General features: G+C 39.9%; 19 protein-coding genes. 14 read left to right on the top strand and 5 right to left on the bottom strand.

Annotated elements, in window-relative coordinates:
* Positions 1-3 precede the first annotated feature (3 nt).
* The 4 genes from BXY_RS05355 to BXY_RS05340 all read left to right on the top strand — a co-directional run bounded on the left by BXY_RS05355 (position 4) and on the right by BXY_RS05340 (position 2727).
* Positions 4-1002 (top strand): DUF4249 domain-containing protein, encoded by a 999-nt coding sequence (locus tag BXY_RS05355; protein WP_004307958.1) that lies wholly within the window; start codon positions 4-6, stop codon positions 1000-1002.
* A gap of 188 nt (positions 1003-1190) precedes the next feature.
* Positions 1191-1472, top strand: coding sequence for a LysO family transporter (locus BXY_RS05350; protein ID WP_004307957.1), 282 nt, complete (start codon positions 1191-1193; stop codon positions 1470-1472).
* On the top strand, positions 1469-2077 hold the full coding sequence (locus BXY_RS05345; RefSeq protein ID WP_004307956.1) for a LysO family transporter: 609 nt from the start codon (positions 1469-1471) through the stop codon (positions 2075-2077). The genes BXY_RS05350 and BXY_RS05345 overlap by 4 nt, the downstream gene beginning before the upstream one ends.
* A 293-nt stretch (positions 2078-2370) precedes the next feature.
* Positions 2371-2727 carry a hypothetical protein gene (locus BXY_RS05340; protein WP_004316265.1) on the top strand — a complete coding sequence of 119 codons (357 nt, stop codon included), beginning with the start codon at positions 2371-2373 and terminating at the stop codon, positions 2725-2727.
* A 64-nt stretch (positions 2728-2791) separates the two neighbouring features.
* On the opposite strand, the gene BXY_RS05335 is transcribed toward BXY_RS05340, so the two are convergent.
* Positions 2792-3859, bottom strand: a complete 1068-nt coding sequence (locus tag BXY_RS05335) for a DUF2027 domain-containing protein (protein ID WP_015531370.1) — start codon at positions 3857-3859, stop codon at positions 2792-2794.
* 184 nt (positions 3860-4043) lie between these two features.
* On the opposite strand from BXY_RS05335, the gene BXY_RS05330 reads away from it, so the two are divergent.
* Positions 4044-4736 carry an HAD family hydrolase gene (locus tag BXY_RS05330; RefSeq protein WP_004299303.1) on the top strand — a complete coding sequence of 231 codons (693 nt, stop codon included), beginning with the start codon at positions 4044-4046 and terminating at the stop codon, positions 4734-4736.
* Between the two features lie 74 nt (positions 4737-4810).
* On the opposite strand, the gene BXY_RS05325 is transcribed toward BXY_RS05330, so the two are convergent.
* Positions 4811-5590: a response regulator transcription factor gene (locus tag BXY_RS05325; RefSeq protein ID WP_004306596.1), complete on the bottom strand. Its 780-nt coding sequence runs from the start codon at positions 5588-5590 to the stop codon at positions 4811-4813.
* 81 nt (positions 5591-5671) lie between these two features.
* Between BXY_RS05325 and BXY_RS05320 the strand changes: the two genes are divergently transcribed.
* Positions 5672-6343: a DUF1349 domain-containing protein gene (locus BXY_RS05320; RefSeq protein WP_015531369.1), complete on the top strand. Its 672-nt coding sequence runs from the start codon at positions 5672-5674 to the stop codon at positions 6341-6343.
* 586 nt (positions 6344-6929) lie between these two features.
* Here BXY_RS05320 and BXY_RS05315 read toward each other — a convergent pair.
* A complete protein-coding gene (locus BXY_RS05315; RefSeq protein WP_004307951.1) occupies positions 6930-7982 on the bottom strand; it encodes a winged helix DNA-binding domain-containing protein in 1053 nt (350 codons plus the stop codon).
* Between the two features lie 38 nt (positions 7983-8020).
* Complete coding sequence (locus tag BXY_RS05310) at positions 8021-9256, bottom strand: ATP-binding protein (RefSeq protein ID WP_004299291.1); 1236 nt, start codon at positions 9254-9256, stop codon at positions 8021-8023.
* A 208-nt stretch (positions 9257-9464) separates the two neighbouring features.
* Here BXY_RS05310 and aroA point away from each other — a divergent pair, with 208 nt between their 5' ends.
* The 6 genes from aroA (at position 9465) to BXY_RS05280 (ending at position 19051) form a co-directional block, all read left to right on the top strand.
* On the top strand, positions 9465-10694 hold the full coding sequence (gene aroA / locus BXY_RS05305) for a 3-phosphoshikimate 1-carboxyvinyltransferase (RefSeq protein ID WP_074705902.1): 1230 nt from the start codon (positions 9465-9467) through the stop codon (positions 10692-10694).
* Between the two features lie 12 nt (positions 10695-10706).
* Positions 10707-11276 (top strand): Crp/Fnr family transcriptional regulator, encoded by a 570-nt coding sequence (locus BXY_RS05300; protein ID WP_004306591.1) that lies wholly within the window; start codon positions 10707-10709, stop codon positions 11274-11276.
* 74 nt (positions 11277-11350) lie between these two features.
* Complete coding sequence (locus tag BXY_RS05295) at positions 11351-12067, top strand: SDR family NAD(P)-dependent oxidoreductase (RefSeq protein ID WP_015531366.1); 717 nt, start codon at positions 11351-11353, stop codon at positions 12065-12067.
* A gap of 628 nt (positions 12068-12695) precedes the next feature.
* Complete coding sequence (locus BXY_RS05290) at positions 12696-15929, top strand: SusC/RagA family TonB-linked outer membrane protein (RefSeq protein WP_008018912.1); 3234 nt, start codon at positions 12696-12698, stop codon at positions 15927-15929.
* Between the two features lie 13 nt (positions 15930-15942).
* Complete coding sequence (locus BXY_RS05285) at positions 15943-17955, top strand: RagB/SusD family nutrient uptake outer membrane protein (RefSeq protein ID WP_008018909.1); 2013 nt, start codon at positions 15943-15945, stop codon at positions 17953-17955.
* Between the two features lie 346 nt (positions 17956-18301).
* A complete protein-coding gene (locus tag BXY_RS05280; RefSeq protein WP_015531365.1) occupies positions 18302-19051 on the top strand; it encodes an N-acetyltransferase in 750 nt (249 codons plus the stop codon).
* Between the two features lie 56 nt (positions 19052-19107).
* Here the strand turns inward: BXY_RS05280 and BXY_RS05275 are convergent, their stop codons facing one another.
* Positions 19108-20106 (bottom strand): M28 family metallopeptidase, encoded by a 999-nt coding sequence (locus tag BXY_RS05275; RefSeq protein WP_015531364.1) that lies wholly within the window; start codon positions 20104-20106, stop codon positions 19108-19110.
* Positions 20107-20278: 172 nt separating this feature from the next.
* On the opposite strand from BXY_RS05275, the gene BXY_RS05270 reads away from it, so the two are divergent.
* Together BXY_RS05270 and BXY_RS05265 are read left to right on the top strand one after the other, a co-directional pair.
* Positions 20279-20722, top strand: a complete 444-nt coding sequence (locus BXY_RS05270; RefSeq protein WP_009040871.1) for a hypothetical protein — start codon at positions 20279-20281, stop codon at positions 20720-20722.
* Positions 20722-21531, top strand: a complete 810-nt coding sequence (locus BXY_RS05265) for a metal ABC transporter permease (protein WP_004307944.1) — start codon at positions 20722-20724, stop codon at positions 21529-21531. Before BXY_RS05270 ends, BXY_RS05265 begins: the two co-directional genes overlap by 1 nt.
* Positions 21532-21542 lie beyond the last annotated feature (11 nt).

The following is a 21542-nucleotide window of genomic DNA, read 5'->3' as shown; positions in this document are numbered from 1 at the left end:
ATTATGAGAACTCGTATATGTTATCCATTTATCCTGTTAATAGCATTGCTGACAACAGTTTCTTGCGAAAACGAACTCCCTTTTAGTGTAAAGGACAATCCCCCCAAACTAGTGATGAACGCACTAATCAACGCAGACAGTCTGACCAACGTTCTCTATCTCAATTTCACGGGAAGAGGATACGCCACTCATGTAGAAAATGCCACGGTGGAAGTACGTGTTAACGGACAGTTATCAGAAAGTTTACGTCCGCTCCCACCCCAAACGGAAGGAGATATGCAATGCCGTTTCCATATTTCCAGCAAATTTACTCCCGGAGATGTAGTTCGTATTGACGCCCTCACAGACGACGGACAATATCACGCATGGGCTGAAGTGACCGTACCACAGCGTCCACATGAAATAGCTGATATCGATACGGTCACCATTCCAATGACAAAGTATTATTATACGCAGAATTTTCTCCGATACAAAATCAATATCAAAGATCGATCCAACGAAGATAATTACTACCGGCTTATCATGGATAAGCAAATGACAGTGAAAGACTATAATGAAGAAACAGGGGAATTTGTCAGCCGGACAATACATCGCTATCATTTTATATCCCGCGAGGATATTGTGCTGACAGACGGACAGCCCACCAACAGCGATGACGAAGACAACGGCATGTTCGACACCGTAAAGAATATATATGGTGTATTCGACGACTCACGATTCAAAAATACATCTTACACAATGACGGTTTACAACCAGACAGATATTGACGGATTTCCTGAATACGGCACCAATGTAAAGATGGATATTATTGTACGTCTTTTAAGCATCACGGAAACAGAATACTACTATCTGAAAGCACTTAACCTGGTAGATTCCGACGCTTACGATGAAACAATAAATGAACCAATCAAGTACCCCAGCAATGTACATGGAGGAATTGGGATGATTGGAATCAGTACGGAGACAAGTAAGATCATTCATATAGAAAAACCACAACGATGAAAACAAATCATAAATTATGGATAGCAGACTGCGATAAACCGTAGTTTTGAAGATTCACCGTCTGTCAATGCCGCTTGCGTGGATGATATGGTCGAATGTCTGTCAATAGCCATGAAAGAAATCGTAGAAGAGATTAGCCAAGATTTACATTTAATACTATCTTTGCAGCCAAAAAGCAGGCACTAACTATGTTTATCATTATTGGAATTATGCTGACAGGCATGCTTCTTGGCTACTTGTTACGCAGTAAAAGACTATCATGGATACACAAGATAATCACTCTCCTTATATGGATTCTTCTCTTTCTTCTCGGAATAGATGTAGGGGGTAATGAATCTATCATCAAAGGATTACACACTCTTGGACTGGAAGCTGTTATCATCACGGTAGCTGCGGTCATAGGAAGTACTCTATGCGCATGGGGGTTGTGGTACCTATTATATAGTAAAGGAAAGGAGACAAAAGCATGAAAGGTAGTTTGATTATTGTCTCTTTTTTCATTATCGGCACTCTTTGTGGAGTTTACCATCTTATCCCATACGACTTCACCGACAGTAAACTTAGTTACTATGCCCTCTGCGGACTCATGTTCTGCGTAGGTATCAGCATCGGTAACGATCCGAACACCCTGAAGAGTTTTCGGTCCCTGAATCCCCGGCTTGTATTCCTTCCTATCATGACGATACTCGGCACATTAGCAGGCTGCGCCATAGCGGGAGCTTTTATGAGCCAGCGAAGTCCTTTAGACTGTATGGCAGTTGGAGCCGGATTTGGTTATTACTCGCTCTCCAGCATATTTATCACCGAATATAAAGGTCCCGAATTGGGAACTATCGCATTACTTTCCAATATCATGCGTGAAATTATCGCTTTGCTGTGTGCACCCTTATTAGTGAAATATTTTGGAAAGCTAGCTCCTATTTCTGTTGGTGGAGCCACAACGATGGATACCACTCTTCCTATCATTACCCGATATTCGGGAAAGGAATTTGTAATCATTTCCATCTTCCATGGCTTTGTTGTCGATTTCAGCGTTCCGTTCCTAGTCACATTCCTTTGCTCAATATCATTTTAACAGCAATAAATCCTAAAATAGAGAAATACTCTACTATCGTTTTCGCACACGTATTACAAAAATGTTTCATAAAAAGGTATTTTTATATCAAAAAGCAGATCATCTCTTGACTTACATCAAGAAATCAGCCTAAAAAGAATCTTTTCCTTTTCTTTATTTTTATGCTATAAAACATATTCTTATATTTGCATAGGTAAAAAGAAAAAACTAAGCGCTTAGACAGTATTTTCAATAGGTATTAGATTTGTTTTTAGGAATAGTTTTTAGGTATAACAATTAAAAAAGTAGGTATTATGAAACGTTTAGGATTAACATTAGTGGCAGCGCTCTGCCTTGCTGCTTCAACATTTGCAGCCGGAAATCAGCCTACAACTGCAAAATGGGAAGGTAACATCAATGTAAGTAAACTAGGCAAATATTTAAAGTTAAACTCCGATCAGAGTGAAGAAGTAGCCAATATTTGCGATTATTTCTCCACACAGATGTCAAGAGCCACAACAGCGAAGAAAGATAAAGAAGCAAAATTGCGCAACGCTGTTTATGGTAACTTGAAACTGATGAGAAAGACTCTTAGTGCTGAACAGTACGCCAAGTATGCAGCTTTGATGAATATCACTTTACAGAATAAAGGTATTGAACTGAATAAGTAAAATGATTAATATGTAAAAGAGAGAGAGGGTGGAAGCCGGTTGGCTTCCACTTTTTTTTATACTATTATTTAATAGTTACCATCGTAGCCCCAAACCCATATTCCTGGAAAGAAGCATCCTGATAACGGCAATTACTATATTTCCGTTTCAATTCATCAATGACAGCCTTTCGAAGTACCCCATCTCCCTTGCCGTGAATAAAGACAATCTTCTGTTCACGCTTATTCTTATAAGTTTCCATCACTTCGCGAAACTTATCCAATTGATAATTCAGTATTTCAGCATTGCCCATCCCTTGAGTATCATCCAGCAAAGAATCAATATGAAGATCTATTTCAATAATTCCGCTCTTTCCGCCATGAGTAGTATGGTTTGGTTTCACAATAGGTTGTGACTTCGGTTTATCTACAGATTTCTTCTGCAGCAGAGCCTCTTGAATCTCCTCCGCCGAAACATATACTTGTTTGGCAGGCATATCATCTTTCACAATGTCATAAATCAAAGCCGGTTCTTCAAAGAAATCAGAATCGCTAAAGGTATGAAGTTTATAGAACTTCACGGTATCGATCCGTATCTCCACACTAACAGCCGGTTTGATAGCCGCAGGCTTACCGTCCTTGAAGGCGATCAACTGAACAGCCACCCGCTCCATATCATTCAGTACATCTTTGGTGAACTCTTCCAACAGCAATTTTGTATTAGGCTCCACCAAACCGTGCGAACGGTTCTTCCATGCTTTTCCTTCTGCACTCAAATAAGTGTAATACAAATAATAATTGCTATCATTTACCAGATAAGTTTCAAAAGGAGTAGTCATCATCGCTTTTGCGTCTTCGGGCACATAAGCCAGAAATACATTCAAAGTATCTCCTCCACGCACCTCCGGCTGACGTTGAATAACAGGCATCTCCGGTTTTACCGGTTTAACAGGTTCTTCCGGTTTCGGCACAGACGAACCGGGTTTACGCCTCATATTATAGTCATCTGTTTCAATCACGACACACTCGCGTATCGGCATCGGAATATCAAACCCATCTGCATCTTCTACCAACACAAAATCCTTTCCCTGGAATCCAGTTACGATTCCACCGCCTACCTCACTAAGAAAGCGTATTTTATCTCCTATTTTCATTATTGTATATCCAATTAAAATTCAAACTCAAAAAAACGAGTAACAAAGATAGAGATTTCTATGAAATTAAATGGAGATTCGGTTCTAAAAACAAACCGTCTGCCTTTATTCCTCTTTTTATTGTAACTTTGCATACGAAATACCAAACAAATGATCTAAAATTCACCATTAACGACGAAAACCGATGAAAGAACTTATTAAAGTCATTGCTTTTGATGCAGACGATACCTTGTGGAGCAATGAACCTTTTTTCCAGGAAATAGAGAAACAATATACAGACCTATTAAAGCCTTATGGCACTTCTGAAGATATTTCAGCCGCTTTATTTCAAACAGAAATGAATAATCTGAAATATCTCGGATATGGAGCCAAAGCTTTCACCATTTCTATGGTAGAGACAGCTTTGCATGTGAGTGGACAAAAGATTTCAGGAACAGACATCCAACATATTATTGAATTAGGCAAATCATTACTGAAAATGCCAATTGAACTATTGCCGGGAGTAAAAGAAACGCTTAAAGTATTGAAAGAGAAAGGAAAATACAAATTAGTAGTTGCCACTAAAGGAGATTTGCTCGATCAGGAGAATAAGCTGGGACGTTCCGGATTAGCCTCTTATTTCGATCACATTGAAGTGATGTCCGATAAAACAGAGAAAGAATATCAACGAATGTTGAATATCTTACAGATTGCTCCTTCCGAATTTGTCATGATTGGCAATTCTCTGAAATCGGACATTCAACCTGTTCTATCGCTGGGAGGATATGGCATACATATTCCTTTTGAAGTGATGTGGAAACATGAAGTAGTAGACACATTCACACATGACCATCTGAAACAGGTGAAAAGATTTGATGAGTTGCTGCTTTGGTTTTAAATAAGTTCTGTTCTTTCTTCAGATAAGCTTCGAATCTGAAGAAAGAAATCAGTAAATAATGCCATCTTATTGGATTACAAATCCAACAGTTTCATCAATTCAGCAGCCCGACACGCTTCTATCGAATTACCGACAGAGAGTTTCTCCAAAATATTCTGGCGGTGTCGATTGACTGTATTCACACTAATATAAAGGGCAGCTGCAATTTCTTTACTAGATAGTCCTTTACGTATACAGCGAAGTATTTCCTTTTCGCGTTCGGATAGGATATTGCGATGTTCTTCCGAAAGAAAGAGGGTTTCGACTTCTCCACGTTCCATATGGGTAATAGTGGGATATATCCCCTGCTCCGTTCGTTGATCTGCAGACAAGGTATAAAGACAAAAAATCAACCATACACTTCCGGAAGGAGTATTTTCCATTATCTGCACTAGGTTATCAATATACTGATAGACTCCTTTCTCATTCATCATACGTATTCTGCATCTTCCCCGGTACTTCAACCGTTCTTCGGAAGACATCGAAAAGGTCTTCTGAAAAAACTGATACTCCAATAACCGCTTTTCTACCAAGTCTTCAGGATGAATACGCCGATAAATACAATCTTCATCCATAGAATCAATCACACTCAAAGCAGCTTCTTCGGGAGTTAAGCCTAGAAAATGCGCCCAAGGATGAACGGCAATGTAACTTTTCCTATTCGAAAGATCTGAAATAACAGCACATCCACCATTAATCTCCGTCAATGAATGAATAAAGCGTTGATGTTGCTCTACAACTCCATTGTCCAATATTTCATCGGCTATCAGTTGTGTCGCATAAACTTCATCTATTTCCTTTTGTAATACGTCCATCTTATAAAATGGTTATTATTCAGTATTGTTGCACACGGAGGTATGACCTATCTTTGCACCACAAAGATAATCAAATAAGAAATGATCATGAAACATTTAAAAATCAAAATGATGTCAATAGCCTTTATGGCAGTAACAACTTCTTCTATGGCACAAAGTTTGAATAAAATGAATTGGCTGAACGAGCCTCAACAATGGGAAATAAAAGATGGCAAAACCTTAGTGATGGATGTTCCTGCAAAAACAGACTTTTGGAGGATTTCTCATTATGGGTTCACAGTGGACGACGGACCTTTCTATTATGCGACTTATGGTGGAGAATTTGAAGCCAAAGTAAAGATAACCGGCAACTATGTCACCACCTTTGACCAAATGGGATTAATGCTGCGCATCGACCATGAAAACTGGATAAAAGCAGGTGTGGAATACATTGATGGCAAACAGAATGTAAGTGCCGTAGTTACACACCGAACCAGTGACTGGAGTGTAGTACAATTGCCGGATGCTCCCCGCTCTATATGGATAAAAGCAGTCCGTCGCCTGGATGCAGTAGAAATATTTTTCTCACGTGATGACAAAGAATATATTATGATGCGCACTTGTTGGTTGCAAGATAATTGTCCTGTCATGGTAGGATTAATGGGAGCTTGTCCGGACGGGAAAGGGTTCACCGCTACATTCGAAGAATTTAAAGTGACTCCATTAGCCGATCAACGAAGACTGGAATGGGCAAAAAGGCAAATAAACAAATAAAAATCAGTCCTGATGCTATTTATTTAAATAGAGAGAAAGCTCTTTATAATATAAATATGGTAGTATATCTTACTTTAAATGTTCTATTTTTAATATGATGAGTATAAATAGCATCACACGGATTTCCTCTTCCAGCAGTTCTGTTGTATAAAATAATGCAAGAATATACAGTTCCAGAGGAGTTTTTTACATAAAAACAGTCAAAAGATACACTATAAATAAACTTATTGACAATCGTTTCTTTAAAAGGAATAACCAGTTCCTTTTAAAGGAACGACTCATTGATCGGTGAGAAACACTTTATTCCTTTAAAAGGAGCATATAAAACTTTATTTTAAGTGCTATCCCAGAGCTAACCTACACTTGAAGCTGCCAACACTCCATATATCAATTTGAAATAAAATAAAGGAAAGTTCTACACATCTATTCTATAAAAAACATAGACTAAAACAAATTGTTCCAAAACGCAATCGATTTATTTCTTTTCTAAATTCGAAAACAGCAAATCCTTCTCATTTTCAACTCATACCTAAATATATCCTGCATATATGGAATTATGCAACGATAAAATATACGTTTTCTCATATTATCGCCAAAACCGTATATACTTATCTTTCTCACGATCCAACGCACCTTCATCGACACAATCATCCAACCGGAACCATGAATGTTCTATCAATGAGCCTCTCTTTTTAACAGACTTATCCCAGTTTCCTATCACTTGTCCTTCATGAAGAACAATCGGATAAAACAGACCATTATTGGTAAATGCTTTCGAGTAATGCTCTTTAGGCAAAACGTCTGTCCGGTCTTTATAACCAAGCAAATATTCATCATAAGAAGGAAGAAGATGCAAACTGCCGGTAACTTTTCCACGAGTCCGGCAATCTTCATGAATATACCATGTCTGTCCATTCCATTCTTCTGCCGTTAATTCCGAATCAATCAAATAAATAGCTTGACGTGCATCTGTAATAGGCAGCCCCGACCACCAGACAAAATCTTGCAAAACAGCAGGAGCATGACTACGAAAATAGCTTCTAGCCAAACGAGCCAAAGATTCATCTTTGGTCAATTCCGGCATCGGCGGAACACGCTCTTCCAAAAGCGCATACGTACATTTACTTCCTTTATCTTCCCCACTACATACAATCCCCACCTGCTCCGCACGAGCCATAAAGCGGGTCATACGATGATTATCCGCTACAATCCCCGAACGGTTAAAATGCTCGGCAATCTCCTGCCTCGTCAGGCTTTTCTTCCCACAAAGAATTTTCTCCAACAGATTATGACTTTTCGTATAGAGCTCTTCAGAAATTTCCAAGTCATGCCCCTTCGCATAAGACTCATTAGCAGATATAATACGCCCGGCGGAAAGTTTCAACATCCACCGGATATCTTCTGCTGCTACGAGATGCCATGTCGGACGCATTACATGAGTCCGCAGGATTTCACCATCACGGAGCGCTTTTTCCACAGTTTGAATCGTTGCTGACTTCAAACGCATTCCTACTGCCCATTTCACCATGGAATAATTCTGTGCCTGCATAGCTCCCATCCAGGACACAAGTTCCTTGGGTTGAAAGAAAAGAGGACTTAATAACTGTTGGTTGAGTAAACGTATATTCGGTATTTTCATCATACTTATTTATAAAAGAAAAAACAGTTGTTCTTTGATTAAATGACACGAGTAATGGAATGTAACAAAACAGAAGACAAGAAGTCTCTAATATAAATATGTTCTATCCCTTCATAAGTATTTTCAAACATTTTTTCTCCGGACACTACCACTTTCGGATAATTATCTTTAATCTTCAATAAATTCCCGAATTCTCTTTCAATAGTTTCCTGTTTAGAAAGTTCAAGAGAGACTTGCACATAGAGAATCTCTCCATTCCGTTTACAGACAAAATCTATTTCTTCCGTACCCAATGTCCCGATTTTTACATCATATCCACTATATACCAAATGATTATAAACCAAGTTCTCCAAACGCATCGCTCTGTCCTGTGGCTTGTACCCCGTAATCACATTACGAATCCCCATATTCTCAAAATAATACTTCTCCCCTCTTTCGAATAATTTCTTTCCGGCAATATCATACCTTCCTACCCTATGTACAATAAAAGCATCCGATAATGCCATCGCATACTCACTCACAACATAAGGAGAAATATCCACTTTCTGACTTTTCAGAAAATCACTAATACTCTTGCTGGAAAATAAGTTGCCAATGTTACCTGCCAAGAACGAAACTAGTTGTTCCAAAAAGACCGTATTCCTTATATTCTTTCTCTGAATCACATCTTTTAATATAATGGTAGAGTAAATGCTCCTCAAATACTCCATAACAACAGGTTCTTCCATCGGCAAATGTATCAGATAAGGCAATCCTCCATAATGAATATATTTCTCCAATGACGCATCCGTATTCTCCAGTTCATGGAAATCCAGAAATTCAATATACGACAAACTATAAACCACAAATTCAACATACCGACCTCCCAATTCATTCGCTAAATCACTGGAAAATATCTCTGAATTACTGCCTGTCACATATATATCATTATTATCATCCAATGCCAACGAACGGATAGCCAACCTGAAATCTTGTATTTCCTGTATTTCATCGACAAAAATATAGTTCATTCTATCATCTACCGATTTTGAAAGAATATAATCATTCAGTTCTTTATAAGTCTTTATATCTATGAAATTGACATCTTCCTTATTTATATAGATAATATTCGCATCACTCTCTTCTTTCCGTATCAACTCCATGAGTTGATACAAAATAAAGCTTTTACCGACACGACGATGACCGACCATCACTTTTACCAATGTTTTCCTCATGAAAGGTCTTATGCGGTCAACATAAGTGTTTCTTTGTTTAATTATGCGAGGTATTTTCATTCTACTTCTTTTTAAATACGATTGCAATACATCACAAATATAGCATTTATTTTAAATACAATTGTAATTTCTTGAGATTTTATCCTCTACTTCAAATACGATTGTAATTTTCCCATTCTAAATTTTCTATTGTTTTTCTGACTTTATAACTGCATATATACCAATTTATGTCTATTTTTGTCATCTCAAACCAAAGAAAATAGAAATGATGCTCTATAAACTCATCCCTCCTTCAGTAGTAACAGCAACTATCCAGTTGCCGGCTTCTAAAAGTATCAGTAATCGTGCATTAATCATCAATGCGCTGGGCAAAGGTATTTATCCTCCTGAAAACCTGTCCGATTGTGACGATACACAGGTGATGATAAAAGCTCTCACCGAAGGGAAAGAGACGATTGACATCATGGCTGCGGGCACTGCTATGCGTTTCCTTACCGCCTATTTAAGTGTGACTCCGGGGGAACGGACAATCACAGGAACAGCCCGTATGCAGCAACGCCCGATACAGATATTAGTCAATGCGCTTCGGGAATTAGGAGCTGAAATAGAGTATACCCGCAATGAAGGATATCCTCCCCTCCGCATCAAAGGTGCAGAATTGAAAGGAAACGAAATAACACTGAAAGGAAATGTCAGTTCCCAATATATATCTGCTCTATTGATGATAGGTCCGGCACTCAAAGACGGTTTGACTTTGCATTTAAGCGGTGAGATAATTTCCCGTCCTTATATCAATCTTACATTGCAACTGATGCAGGACTTTGGAGCCAAAGCTGCATGGACTTCTCCCAATAGCATTTCCGTTGCTCCACAACTCTATCAGAGCATTCCTTTCAAAGTGGAAAGTGACTGGAGCGCAGCTTCCTATTGGTATCAGATTGCTGCCTTATCTCCCAAAGCAGAAATTGAATTATTGGGGTTGTTTCCTAACAGTTATCAGGGAGATAGCCGGGGAGCAGAAGTTTTCTCACGCTTAGGTATAACTACCGAATTTACATCACAAGGTGTGAAACTAAAAAAAACAGGCAAAGCGCCGGAAAGACTGGAAGAAGACTTTGTCGACATTCCGGATTTGGCACAGACATTCGTTGTTACCTGTGCCTTGCTGAATATCCCTTTCCGTTTCACCGGATTACAAAGCCTGAAAATAAAAGAGACTGACCGTATTGCCGCCCTGCGAGCCGAGCTTAAAAAGCTGGGATATATGATCAAGGAAGAAAATGACAGTATATTAATGTGGAATGGCGAACGATGTGAACCGGAAGAAACTCCGGTGATTGAAACCTATGAAGACCATCGGATGGCAATGGCATTTGCACCGGCAATTATCCGCCATCCCAATTTACTTATTGCCGATCCGCAAGTCGTTACCAAATCATATCCCGGATACTGGGAAGATTTGAAACAGGCCGGATTTCAGGTTATAAACGAAGGCTAATTTTCATACGCTGTGGAAGATTTCAACAAATATACTTCCCACATCAACTACTCCCCTATTGTAGATTTTGTATTACAACAGGGGAAGCAGACCTATTATAAGAAAGGAGACTACTTTTCCCGCCAGGGAGAAGTATGCAAAACAATGGGGTTCGTCAGTTCCGGTTCTTTCCGGTACTGTTGCACCAACAGTGTAGGCGAAAACAGCATTGTAGGCTATACTTTCGATCATTCTTTTGTTGGCAACTATCCGGCTTTTCAGTTACAGGACAAATCAAATGTAGATATACAAGCCTTGTGTGACTGCTCGGTATACGTAATCAATTATCAGCAAATGGCAGACTTCTACGATACCAACGACGCTCACCAAAAATTGGGGCGTCGCATCGCAGAAACGTTATTGTGGGAAGTCTACGACCGGATGATTTCAATGTACAGCCTGACACCGGAAGAACGCTATCTTGAAATTATCAACCGTTGTCCCGACTTACTGAAACTGATAACTTTAAAAGAACTGGCTTCCTATCTTCTGATTCGTCCCGAAACATTAAGTCGTATCCGAAGAAAAGTCGTACAAAAATAAATTCTTGATTTCAATCAAGAGTTTATTTATTCCCTACCCTTACTTTTGCGGGCAAACAAAGTATATTGTATTTCATGAAAAAAATTATAATTATAGGTGCAACTTCCGGCATCGGTCGCGGATTGGCAGAAGTCTATTCTCAAGAAGATTATCTTATCGGCATTACCGGTCGCAGGGAAAATCTATTAGAAGAGGTATGCGCCCGGGACAAAGACAAACTATTCTATCAAGTGTGCGACATCACCGATACACAAGCTACCATTTCATCCCTCAAAACTCTCACTCAAAAGATGGGTGGAATGGATATATTGATTATCTGTGCCGGGACCGGAGAACTAAATCCCGAACTCTCCTACCAATTGGAAGAACCTACCTTACTAACGAACGTGATAGGATTCACCAACATCGCAGACTGGGGTTTCCGATATTTCGAACAGCAAAAAAGCGGGCATCTGGTTACTATTTCCTCTGTTGGAGGTACACGCGGCAGTGGCATCGCTCCCGCCTACAATGCGTCGAAAGCCTATCAAATCAACTATATGGAAGGATTACGACAAAAAGCAACTAAATCTCCTTATTCTATTTACACTACCGATATTCGTCCCGGATTTGTAGACACCGCTATGGCAAAAGGAGAAGGATTGTTTTGGGTTACTCCCGTTGATAAAGCTGTGAAACAAATTAAAAAGGCTATTTCTAAAAAGAAAAAAGTAGCTTTCATTTCCAAAAGATGGAGATATGTAACTATCCTGTTTCGTCTGTTGCCATCTGCTATTTATTGCCGGATGTAATGATAGATACTCCATAGCCAACACATATTTGTCTAAGTAAATCTAATAAAAAAACACCTGCCCCAACTGTTTATACAGATATTGGTATCTACCAAATTCTAGTTATGTATATAAGTCTGTACGGGAATCATATTAATGATAATAGCTAACTCACAAATAAACAGCTCTCTTACAATTGGAGGACACTTTTAAGGTTCAGTAATCAATGATGAAAAAATAAGTTCTTTCAGAACTAGGATGGTTTATAAAATTAGAATTAACGGCACAAATATATAATATATTTTAATACATAGCATGTATTTTCAAAAATAATATCAAATTCTCATTCATTTTTTCTTTTTAAGAATACCCAAAGCCGTATTTTATCTTCATATTGAAATGAAACTACTTGTTTATTTCATCATCCTTGTTATTTCATCTAACACAAACAGGTACGAAATAGATATAAAATGGGTATAAAACAAGTAGAAAAGATCGCTTAAAAGATGACTCTTTTTTTGAATTTAAGGCTTTGAATCCAACGTTTTACGCACGGAATAAGTTCTGAAAGAACTTATTAAAAGTAATTCCGGATTCTAGGAAAAACTCTAAATTCAATGCTATGTTAAAACAACTAAAGTCAGTTAGTATGTTGTTGTTCCTACTGACAATGTCAGTAGAAGCAGCTTATCCGGAAACTGGTGAAAGCACTCTAAAAGTTTCCGTTGTACAACAGGGTACTACTTGTAAGGGTGTAGTAAAAGATGCAGCAGGTGAAACCATCATCGGTGCATCCGTCGTAGCCAAAGGTACGACGAACGGTACAATCACCGGAATCAACGGTGACTTCTCTTTAAACAATGTAAAAACCGGAGATATTATTGTAGTCTCTTTTGTTGGTTATCAGACTCAAGAAATCAAATTCACAGGACAATCATTGAATATCATCCTTAAAGACAATACACAAACATTGGATGAAGTTGTTGTGGTTGCTTTTGGCACACAAAAGAAAGTGAATGTAACAGGATCTGTATCTACGGTAGGAGCAAAAGAAATTTCGGCACGTCCCGTTAACTCTACCATAGAAGCTTTGCAAGGTATGGTTCCGGGTATGAATATCTCTACTGGTGATGGTGGTGGCTCCTTAGGTTCAGACAAAAAATTCAATATTCGTGGTGTTGGAACAATTGGAGCTGGTTCAAAGGTAGAACCATTGGTGCTCATTGACGGTATGGAGGGAGACATGAACGCTATCAATCCACAGGACATTGAGAATATTTCTGTACTGAAAGATGCAGCCGCTTCCTCCATTTATGGCTCGCGGGCACCAGGTGGAGTCATCCTGATTACAACAAAGAAAGGTAAGTCGGGAAAAACGGTAGTTAACTATAATAACAACTTCCGTTTTGTATCTCCCTTGAATATGCCTGAAATGGCGGATTCATACAATTTTGCTCTGGCAGTCAATGACCAGTTAACTAATGGTGGACAGACTCCCATGTATAGCGCCACCAAACTTCAACAAATTCTGGATTTTCAGGCAGGAAAAAGCACACAATATATGTGGCCGACCGATGCGGGAAGATGGAATTCATTCGATGATCCCCAACGGCAAGACGTGATGCCTACCGGCAATACCGACTGGTTAAAAACGTTATTTGGTAATAGCTTTACCCACGAGCATTCATTGAGCGTAAATGGTGGAACGGATAAAATACAATATTATCTTTCTGCGAATTATCTGGACCAAGGAGGTCTCTTGAAGTTTGGAGATGATAACAAACAACGCTACTCCTTTACTGCAAAAATCAATGCGGACTTAACCAAATGGTTGAAAATAAGCTATAGTATGCGTTTTAACCGGACGGATTATGAAGCTCCTTCATTTGCCGGAGGCGATATCAAAAGTAATGTATTCTATTTCGATGTATGCCGCTACTGGCCTGTCATTCCGGTAGTAGACCCAAACGGATTCTATACTGTCGAATCCAAGATTTACCAATTAACAGAAGGAGGCCGATATAAATCACAAAAAGACGTGATGGCACACCAGCTTGCTTTCATCGTGGAACCCATCAAAGACTGGAAAATTAACGTAGAATTGAACTACCGTTCCAACTATAATTTCAACCATACCGATTATCAAACCGTTTATGGTTATGATGTGAGTAAAAATCCCTACATTATTGCCAATCAAACTTCCAGCGTTACAGAATATGCTTATAAGAGTAATTTCTTCAATCCGAACATCTTTACCGAATACGGCAAATCATTAGAAAGCGGGCACAACTTTAAAGTGATGCTGGGTTTTCAGAGCGAACTATTCAAACAACGTGATATTACCGCTTCCCAAGACGGTATCATGTCGGAAGTGGCTACCTTGAACACCACGCAGACAAATGCACAAAACAGAGGAGGGTACTCCGAATGGGCTACAGCCGGCTTCTTCGGACGTGTTAATTACGACTACAAAGGACGTTATCTGGCTGAAGTAAATATGAGATATGACGGCACTTCACGTTTCCTTCGAGATAACCGCTGGAATCTGTTCCCATCATTCTCCTTAGGATGGAACATGGCCCGTGAAGCATTTTTTGAAGATCTGACCGATTTAATCAGCACATTCAAGATACGTGGTTCATGGGGTGAATTGGGCAACCAAAACACAGATAACTGGTATCCATTCTATCGAACTATTGATATTAACAAAGACCAATGGGGCAATTACGCACTAGGCAGTTGGCTGGTAAATGGCGTAAAACCAAATATTTCCAAAGAATCTGCGCTGGTATCTTCCTTACTGACATGGGAAAAGACGCAAACACTGGATTTAGGTTTCGACTTATCTATGCTCAACAATCGTTTGAATGTAACATTCGACTATTTCCAGCGTAAATCTAAAAACATGGTAGGCCCCGCCCCCGAACTACCCAACCTCTTAGGCATTGCCGTTCCCAAAGTAAACAACCTCGATATGACTTCCAAAGGTTGGGAAATACAGGTGAACTGGCGCGACCAGATACGCGACTTTAAGTATGGAGTTACCTTATCTTTGTCAGACAATCAAGTGGTTATTGATAAATACCCCAATCCGTCAAACACAATTTTAGATAAAGACAATAATAATACGTATTATGCAGGTGCTCACGTAGGTGATATATGGGGATTCCAAACAATCGGCATCGCAAAGACCGATCAAGAGATGAAAGATCATTTGGCCGGTATGCCCAATGGCGCACAGGATGTACTCGGTTCCGGCTGGGGAGCAGGTGACATCATGTATGCGGATTTGAACGGTGACGGCCAGATCAGCAGAGGTAACAAAACACTGGCTGATCATGGTGATTTGAAGAAAATAGGCAACAGTACACCACGCTACAACTTTGGTTTGAATCTGGATGCCGCCTGGAAAGGGTTCGACCTTAAATTATTTTTCCAAGGAACGATGAAACGTGATTATATGCCGGGGAGTGGTTCTACAATGTTCTGGGGAGCAGTAGGCTACTGGCAAACCAACTTTTTCAAACCTCATCTGGACTATTTCCGCGGAGAAGATACGACTAATCCGCTAGGAGCTAACCTGGGTGGTTATTATCCGCGTCCTCTCGAGAATGATAGAAACCGTAATCCACAGACCCGATATTTGCAAAATGCGGCTTACTGCCGTCTGAAAAACGTTACTTTAGGTTATACATTACCTAAATCTTTGACAGAGAAATTCTGCGTAAACAATCTGCGATTCTTTGTTTCAGCAGAGAATTTATTTACTATTACCAGTCTGGCCGATACGTTTGACCCCGAAACTGTTGGCATCGGCAACTGGGACGGATGTACCTATCCGCTATCCAAGACTGTATCATTCGGTTTAAGTGCAACATTTTAAATGATAAACGATTATGAAAAAACATATTAAACTTTTGACAATAGGAACATTGCTATTGGGCGGACTGACCGGTTGCAATGATTTTCTCGACAGGGAACCACTGGATAAAGTAATTCCCGAAAAATATTTTGCATCCGAAAGTGATCTGGCTGCATACACAATCAATGCTTACCCATTTGAAACAGTGACCGATGCGTATGGCATCAATTTCTTCGGCAAAGATAATGATACTGATAACCAAGCCAGTGGTGACTCACCGGCCTTCTGGATACCCGGGCAAAAGAAGGTGCCGTCAGGTGAAGGCGAATGGGACTGGAGTAAAATACGAACCTGCAACTATTTCTTTGATAATACTTTACCGAAATTCGAAGCCGGCACTATTACCGGCAATCAGGATAATGTGAAGCATTATATCGGAGAAATGTACGTGATCCGGGCATACAATTATTATAAATTACTGGTTTCTTTAGGAGATCTGCCTATTATCACTACTGCATTGCCCGACATAGAAGAGACCTTGGTGGAATCCAGCAAGCGCCAGCCGCGTAATAAGGTGGCACGCTTCATTCTGGACGATTTGCAAAAAGCAACAGAATTGTTGCTTGATAAAAGTCCCGGTGGCAAGAATCGCATCAGCAAAAACGTAGCTCACTTGCTACGTGCACGCGTTGCCCTCTTCGAAGCAACTTGGGAAAAGTATCACAAAGGAACAGCTTTTGTACCCGGTGGAAAAGGATGGCCGGGTAATCCCGCAGATGTAAGCGGTTTTAATAGTGATGCAGAAGTGGCTTATTTTCTTGATGAAGCAATGAAGTCATCAAAAGTGGTAGGCGACTATATCGTCGGAAAACTGGCAGACAATACCGATACCCCCGAAGGTATGAACGCCAGTCTGGTTTCCATCAATCCTTACTACACCATGTTCTGCGATGAAAACATGGAAGGATATGATGAAATACTGATGTGGAAACAGTTCAAGGAAGGATTGGTAACCAGCAACTTGCAAATGGAGTTGGCACGCAATGGCGGTGGTTCCGGATGGACTCGTGGCATGGTCAATTCATTCCTGATGCGCAATGGGCTTCCCATCTATGCAGCCGGTTCCGATTATAATCCCGATTGGGAGAAAGAAGGAGTAAATTCCACTTTACAGAATCGTGATTCACGCATTGTTATCTTTACCAAAAAGCCGGGTGATGCCAACACTGAAAATAAAGGTGATGTGAATTATTACGGTGATGACGGAACTCCCAGTTATTGCTCAATCCGTTTCATTTATGGCGATAAAGGAAGTTTGGCAACAACCGGATTCATCATCAAAAAAGGCAAACACTACTCCAGTCACATGGCAAATGACCATAGTGCGGGAACATCAGGTGGTATTGTTTTCCGTGCGGCAGAAGCCATGTTGATTTACATGGAAGCTTCGTATGAAAAAAATGGTAGAATCGACGGAACAGCCGACGGATATTGGAAAGCTTTACGCCGACGCGCCAAAGTGGACGAAGACTATAATAAGACAATCGCTGCAACACAGATGAGCGAAGAGGCTAAAGGCGATTTCGGTGCTTATTCTCATGGCCAATTGATAGACGCGACGTTATATAATATCCGCCGTGAACGCCGTAACGAACTTTGTGCAGAAGCTTTGCGCTGGGAAGACTTGAAACGCTGGCGTGCATGCGACCAGTTGATATCCAAACCTTACCGTGTAGAAGGTATGCTATACTGGGGAAGCAACTATGAAACGCAACTGGCAGATTTATGTAAAGTAGATCCGGCAGAAGGTAATATGTCCTCACCTGATTTAAGTAAATATATTCTTCCATACGAAAAAATCACGAAGAATAATCTGATTGCCGGGCAGAAGGGATTCCTCTTTACACCTGCTCATTATCTGAATCCGATAGGTATGGCTGTATTTCGTCAGACAGCCTCGGATAAGAATGATTTTACAAGTTCAGTCGTTTATCAGAACCCGGGATGGAAGATTGAAGGCGACACCGGCGCACAACCTGTAGAATAATAAAAAGATAAAAGAACAACTCTTTGAGCTTACAAATATATCGACCTTAATATTATATATCTGTTATCTTTTTATTTTTATAAACTTCATTGTCTCGCTTCAGATTAGGTAGAACTGCGGTCAATCTAATCCTAAGTTAGGCAATGAAGTTTTACATTCGCATGAGTTCTCGTTCAACATCCTCTGCAGATGTATAAAAAGTCTTTGTGATTTCCATAGTCACCCAACAGAGATTATCCGCAAAATTCACTACATTTGTATTTGCTTATCTGTCAACCGGGCTAATCAAGTATTACAATTACTACACTATCCGATTGATAATATCTAACTTGAAACAAAGGTGTATATGAATACTGACTTTACAAACTTAACAACAGAAAATCTTTCTAATGAGCATTTATGCTGCATTATCCGCAGCAAAAAGTCTCATCCTGGTATTGAAGCAAAACGGCAATGGCTTTCTGACCGGCTGAATGAAGGCCATGTCTTTAGAAAGTTAAACGCCAAAGCTACTGTTTTTATTGAATATGCCCCTCTTGAAACAGCTTGGGTTCCCGTCATCGGCGACAACTATTATTATCTGTATTGTTTATGGGTGCTAGGTAGCCCCCAAGGAAACGGATATGGGAAAGCATTAATAGAGTACTGTATAGCTGATGCCAAAGAAAAAGGTAGATCCGGCATTTGTATGCTTGGGGCAAAAAAACAGAAGAGCTGGCTTTCCGACCAATCATTTGCAAAGAAATTTGGTTTTGAGGTGGTTGACACTACTGATAACGGATATGAATTGCTTGCTCTTTCTTTCGACGGAACAGTACCGCAATTTGCGCCAAATGCCAAAAATCTGAAAATAGAAAGTGAGGAACTGACGATTTATTATGATATGCAATGCCCCTACATCTATAAATACATTGAAATGATCAAACAATATTGTGAAACAAATGATGTCCCTGTTTCTTTTATTCAAGTAGATACGCTACAGAAAGCAAAAGAGTTACCGTGTGTTTTTAATAATTTTGCAGTATTTTATAAAGGAAGTTTTGAGACTGTGAATTTGCCACCTATCGACTATTTAAAAAGAATACTCAAAAAATAAGAAATACAATCCTGACTTTTCCCATTAATTATCAGGATTGTATTTTATCTGCTTCATTAAAAAGACTTCTCATTTGCCATCTTCCACATATTGAGAAAAGAGGCTTTAGTGATTTCTACGACCTTATCCCAATTCAATCGGTCAGCATGATCGGAAGGCTGGTGATAATCAGGATGCCCGTCCGTATGATACCAGATGATCGGAATACCTACTTTGGCAAACGAACCATTATCACTTCCTCCTATCGGATTTTCCCAGGCGCGGTAATCCGGTTCCAATTGCAAACCGTATTTTCTGATATCCTCTTTCAACCAATCCTCAAAGACCGGATGGGCGGCTGTATAAAAATAAACGACCTGTTTAGGCTGTTGAGGTTTGTTATTACGGCCAATCATGTCAAAGTTCAGATAGCCTTTGATTTGAGATAGGAAAGGACAAGTTTGTACAAAATATTTAGAGCCAAGCAGTCCTTTTTCTTCTCCATCCCAAAAAGCAAAGATTACATTTCTTTCGGGTTGCTGTCCACTGGCTAAAAAGGCTCTTGCAATTTGCAGCACTGCCGATACACCGGAAGCATTATCGTCAGCACCATTGTATATTTGGTCGCCATCAAGTACAGGATCAATACCTAAATGGTCGAAATGAGCCCCCACAATCACATATTCTTTGGTATTTTTACCGGGAATCATTCCCAATACATTCCTCATGGTAAGCTTCTGATGAACTTCCTGTTTCAGTTTTGCTATGGAATCAGGATGTACTTCCAGACGTCCTTTTTTCTGACGTTCTTTACGGTAAGCATCAAAAGGCTGGAAATAGCTGTCAGCCAAAGGCGATACTCCCATCCATTGCAACAAAGAAACAATATATTCCGAAGTCACACGCGAACCGTGAAACCCCGCCTCACGCCCTTGCAATTCATCACTAGCCAAAAAATTGATAGTAGCTTCGGCAGAGGAACGGTTGATTGTATTCAAGGCCCTCTCAATAGGAGATTGGGCAAAAGTAATATTTCCAACCAACAGTAACGCTAATAGTAAATAATCTCTCTTCATTGTACTTCAAATATCTTAAGTCATTTTCATTGATTGGTGAAATTTAATTCACCCGCCAATGTTTATTTTGTAGGTAACATACAAAAGTACGAAAGAAATAGATAGCATACATGATAGAATGCAAATTTATAAGTAACTTTGCACAAAATTGATTGGTAACTGTTATATTGTCATGTGGATACTTATTATAAGTCTGGTGTTGCTGGGTGTCATTGCGCTGATAGCCGGAATTATCCGCAACAAAAGACTGCAAAAGAAAATAGAAAAGGGCGAACTGGACCGTATGCCGGAAGTGAAGGAAGTAGATGTGGAATGCTGCGGACAACACGAAGTATGCGAACGGGATAGCCTGCTGGCAGCTGTCAGCAAAAAAATAGAATATTACGATGACGAAGAACTGGATCAGTTCATTGGCAAGGCAGGAGATGCGTATACAGAAGAAGAAACAGAAATGTTTCGGGATGTATTGTATACGACACTGGATGTAGAAGTGGCCGGATGGATACGTAGCCTTCAGCTCCGTGGCATTGAATTACCGGATGATCTCAAAGACGAAGTTTTTCTGATTATCGGAGAAAGAAGAAACGTAGAAGTAAAAAAAGCAGATGAGAGGTGATGGATTTACTACAATATACATTCTTTCAACACGCCCTATTGGGAAGTCTGCTGGCAAGCATTGCCTGTGGGATTATCGGTACATATATCGTAACCCGCCGCCTGGTATTTATCAGCGGAGGAATCACTCATGCTTCTTTCGGAGGAATCGGGTTAGGATTGTTTGCCGGAATTTCCCCGATACTATCGGCAGCCGTATTCTCGGTATTATCAGCTTTTGGTGTCGAGTGGCTTAGCAGACGGAAAGATATGCGCGAAGATTCTGCCATTGCAGTATTCTGGACGTTAGGGATGGCACTCGGAATTATGTTCAGCTTCCTGTCGCCGGGATTTGCGCCTGACCTGTCGGCTTACCTCTTTGGCAATATCCTGACCATCAACCAAATCGACTTATGGATGCTCGGCATATTGGCACTAATATTGACCGGATTCTTTTATCTGTTTATCCGCCCTATCGTATATATTGCTTTTGACCGTGAGTTTGCACGTTCGCAAAAGATTCCGGTAGAGATATTCGAATATGTGTTGATGATGTTCATTGCGCTGACAATTGTAGCCTGCCTGCGTATGGTAGGCATCGTACTGGCCATTTCTCTTCTCACCATTCCACAGATGACAGCCAACTTGTTCACTTATAGTTTCAAGAAGATTATCTGGTTATCAATCGGCATCGGTTTCTTGGGCTGCCTGGGTGGATTATTTATTTCTTATCACTGGAAAGTCCCTTCGGGAGCTTCCATCATATTCTTCTCTATCCTGATTTACGCTGTTTGTAAAATCGGAAAGAGTTGTTGCAGGAAAAAGTCATAATAATAGATAGT

The sequence above is a fragment of the Bacteroides xylanisolvens XB1A genome, from assembly GCF_000210075.1.
Taxonomy (GTDB): Bacteria; Bacteroidota; Bacteroidia; order Bacteroidales; family Bacteroidaceae; genus Bacteroides; species Bacteroides xylanisolvens.
This window is presented reverse-complemented; position numbering and strand designations above follow the sequence as displayed.

Excerpts from the sequence above, each read along its gene's own strand:
- BXY_RS05340 (WP_004316265.1), top strand. The coding sequence starts at position 2,371 with ATGAAACGTTTAGGATTAACATTAGTGGCAGCGCTCTGCCTTGCTGCT.
- BXY_RS05355 (WP_004307958.1), top strand. The coding sequence starts at position 4 with ATGAGAACTCGTATATGTTATCCATTTATCCTGTTAATAGCATTGCTG.
- BXY_RS05290 (WP_008018912.1), top strand. The coding sequence starts at position 12,696 with ATGTTGTTGTTCCTACTGACAATGTCAGTAGAAGCAGCTTATCCGGAA.
- aroA (WP_074705902.1), top strand. The coding sequence starts at position 9,465 with ATGCTCTATAAACTCATCCCTCCTTCAGTAGTAACAGCAACTATCCAG.
- BXY_RS05285 (WP_008018909.1), top strand. The coding sequence starts at position 15,943 with ATGAAAAAACATATTAAACTTTTGACAATAGGAACATTGCTATTGGGC.
- BXY_RS05315 (WP_004307951.1), bottom strand. The coding sequence starts at position 7,982 with ATGAAAATACCGAATATACGTTTACTCAACCAACAGTTATTAAGTCCT.
- BXY_RS05310 (WP_004299291.1), bottom strand. The coding sequence starts at position 9,256 with ATGAAAATACCTCGCATAATTAAACAAAGAAACACTTATGTTGACCGC.
- BXY_RS05320 (WP_015531369.1), top strand. The coding sequence starts at position 5,672 with ATGATCATGAAACATTTAAAAATCAAAATGATGTCAATAGCCTTTATG.
- BXY_RS05275 (WP_015531364.1), bottom strand. The coding sequence starts at position 20,106 with ATGAAGAGAGATTATTTACTATTAGCGTTACTGTTGGTTGGAAATATT.
- BXY_RS05330 (WP_004299303.1), top strand. The coding sequence starts at position 4,044 with ATGAAAGAACTTATTAAAGTCATTGCTTTTGATGCAGACGATACCTTG.
- BXY_RS05280 (WP_015531365.1), top strand. The coding sequence starts at position 18,302 with ATGAATACTGACTTTACAAACTTAACAACAGAAAATCTTTCTAATGAG.
- BXY_RS05335 (WP_015531370.1), bottom strand. The coding sequence starts at position 3,859 with ATGAAAATAGGAGATAAAATACGCTTTCTTAGTGAGGTAGGCGGTGGA.
- BXY_RS05325 (WP_004306596.1), bottom strand. The coding sequence starts at position 5,590 with ATGGACGTATTACAAAAGGAAATAGATGAAGTTTATGCGACACAACTG.
- BXY_RS05270 (WP_009040871.1), top strand. The coding sequence starts at position 20,279 with ATGTGGATACTTATTATAAGTCTGGTGTTGCTGGGTGTCATTGCGCTG.
- BXY_RS05265 (WP_004307944.1), top strand. The coding sequence starts at position 20,722 with ATGGATTTACTACAATATACATTCTTTCAACACGCCCTATTGGGAAGT.
- BXY_RS05350 (WP_004307957.1), top strand. The coding sequence starts at position 1,191 with ATGTTTATCATTATTGGAATTATGCTGACAGGCATGCTTCTTGGCTAC.
- BXY_RS05345 (WP_004307956.1), top strand. The coding sequence starts at position 1,469 with ATGAAAGGTAGTTTGATTATTGTCTCTTTTTTCATTATCGGCACTCTT.
- BXY_RS05295 (WP_015531366.1), top strand. The coding sequence starts at position 11,351 with ATGAAAAAAATTATAATTATAGGTGCAACTTCCGGCATCGGTCGCGGA.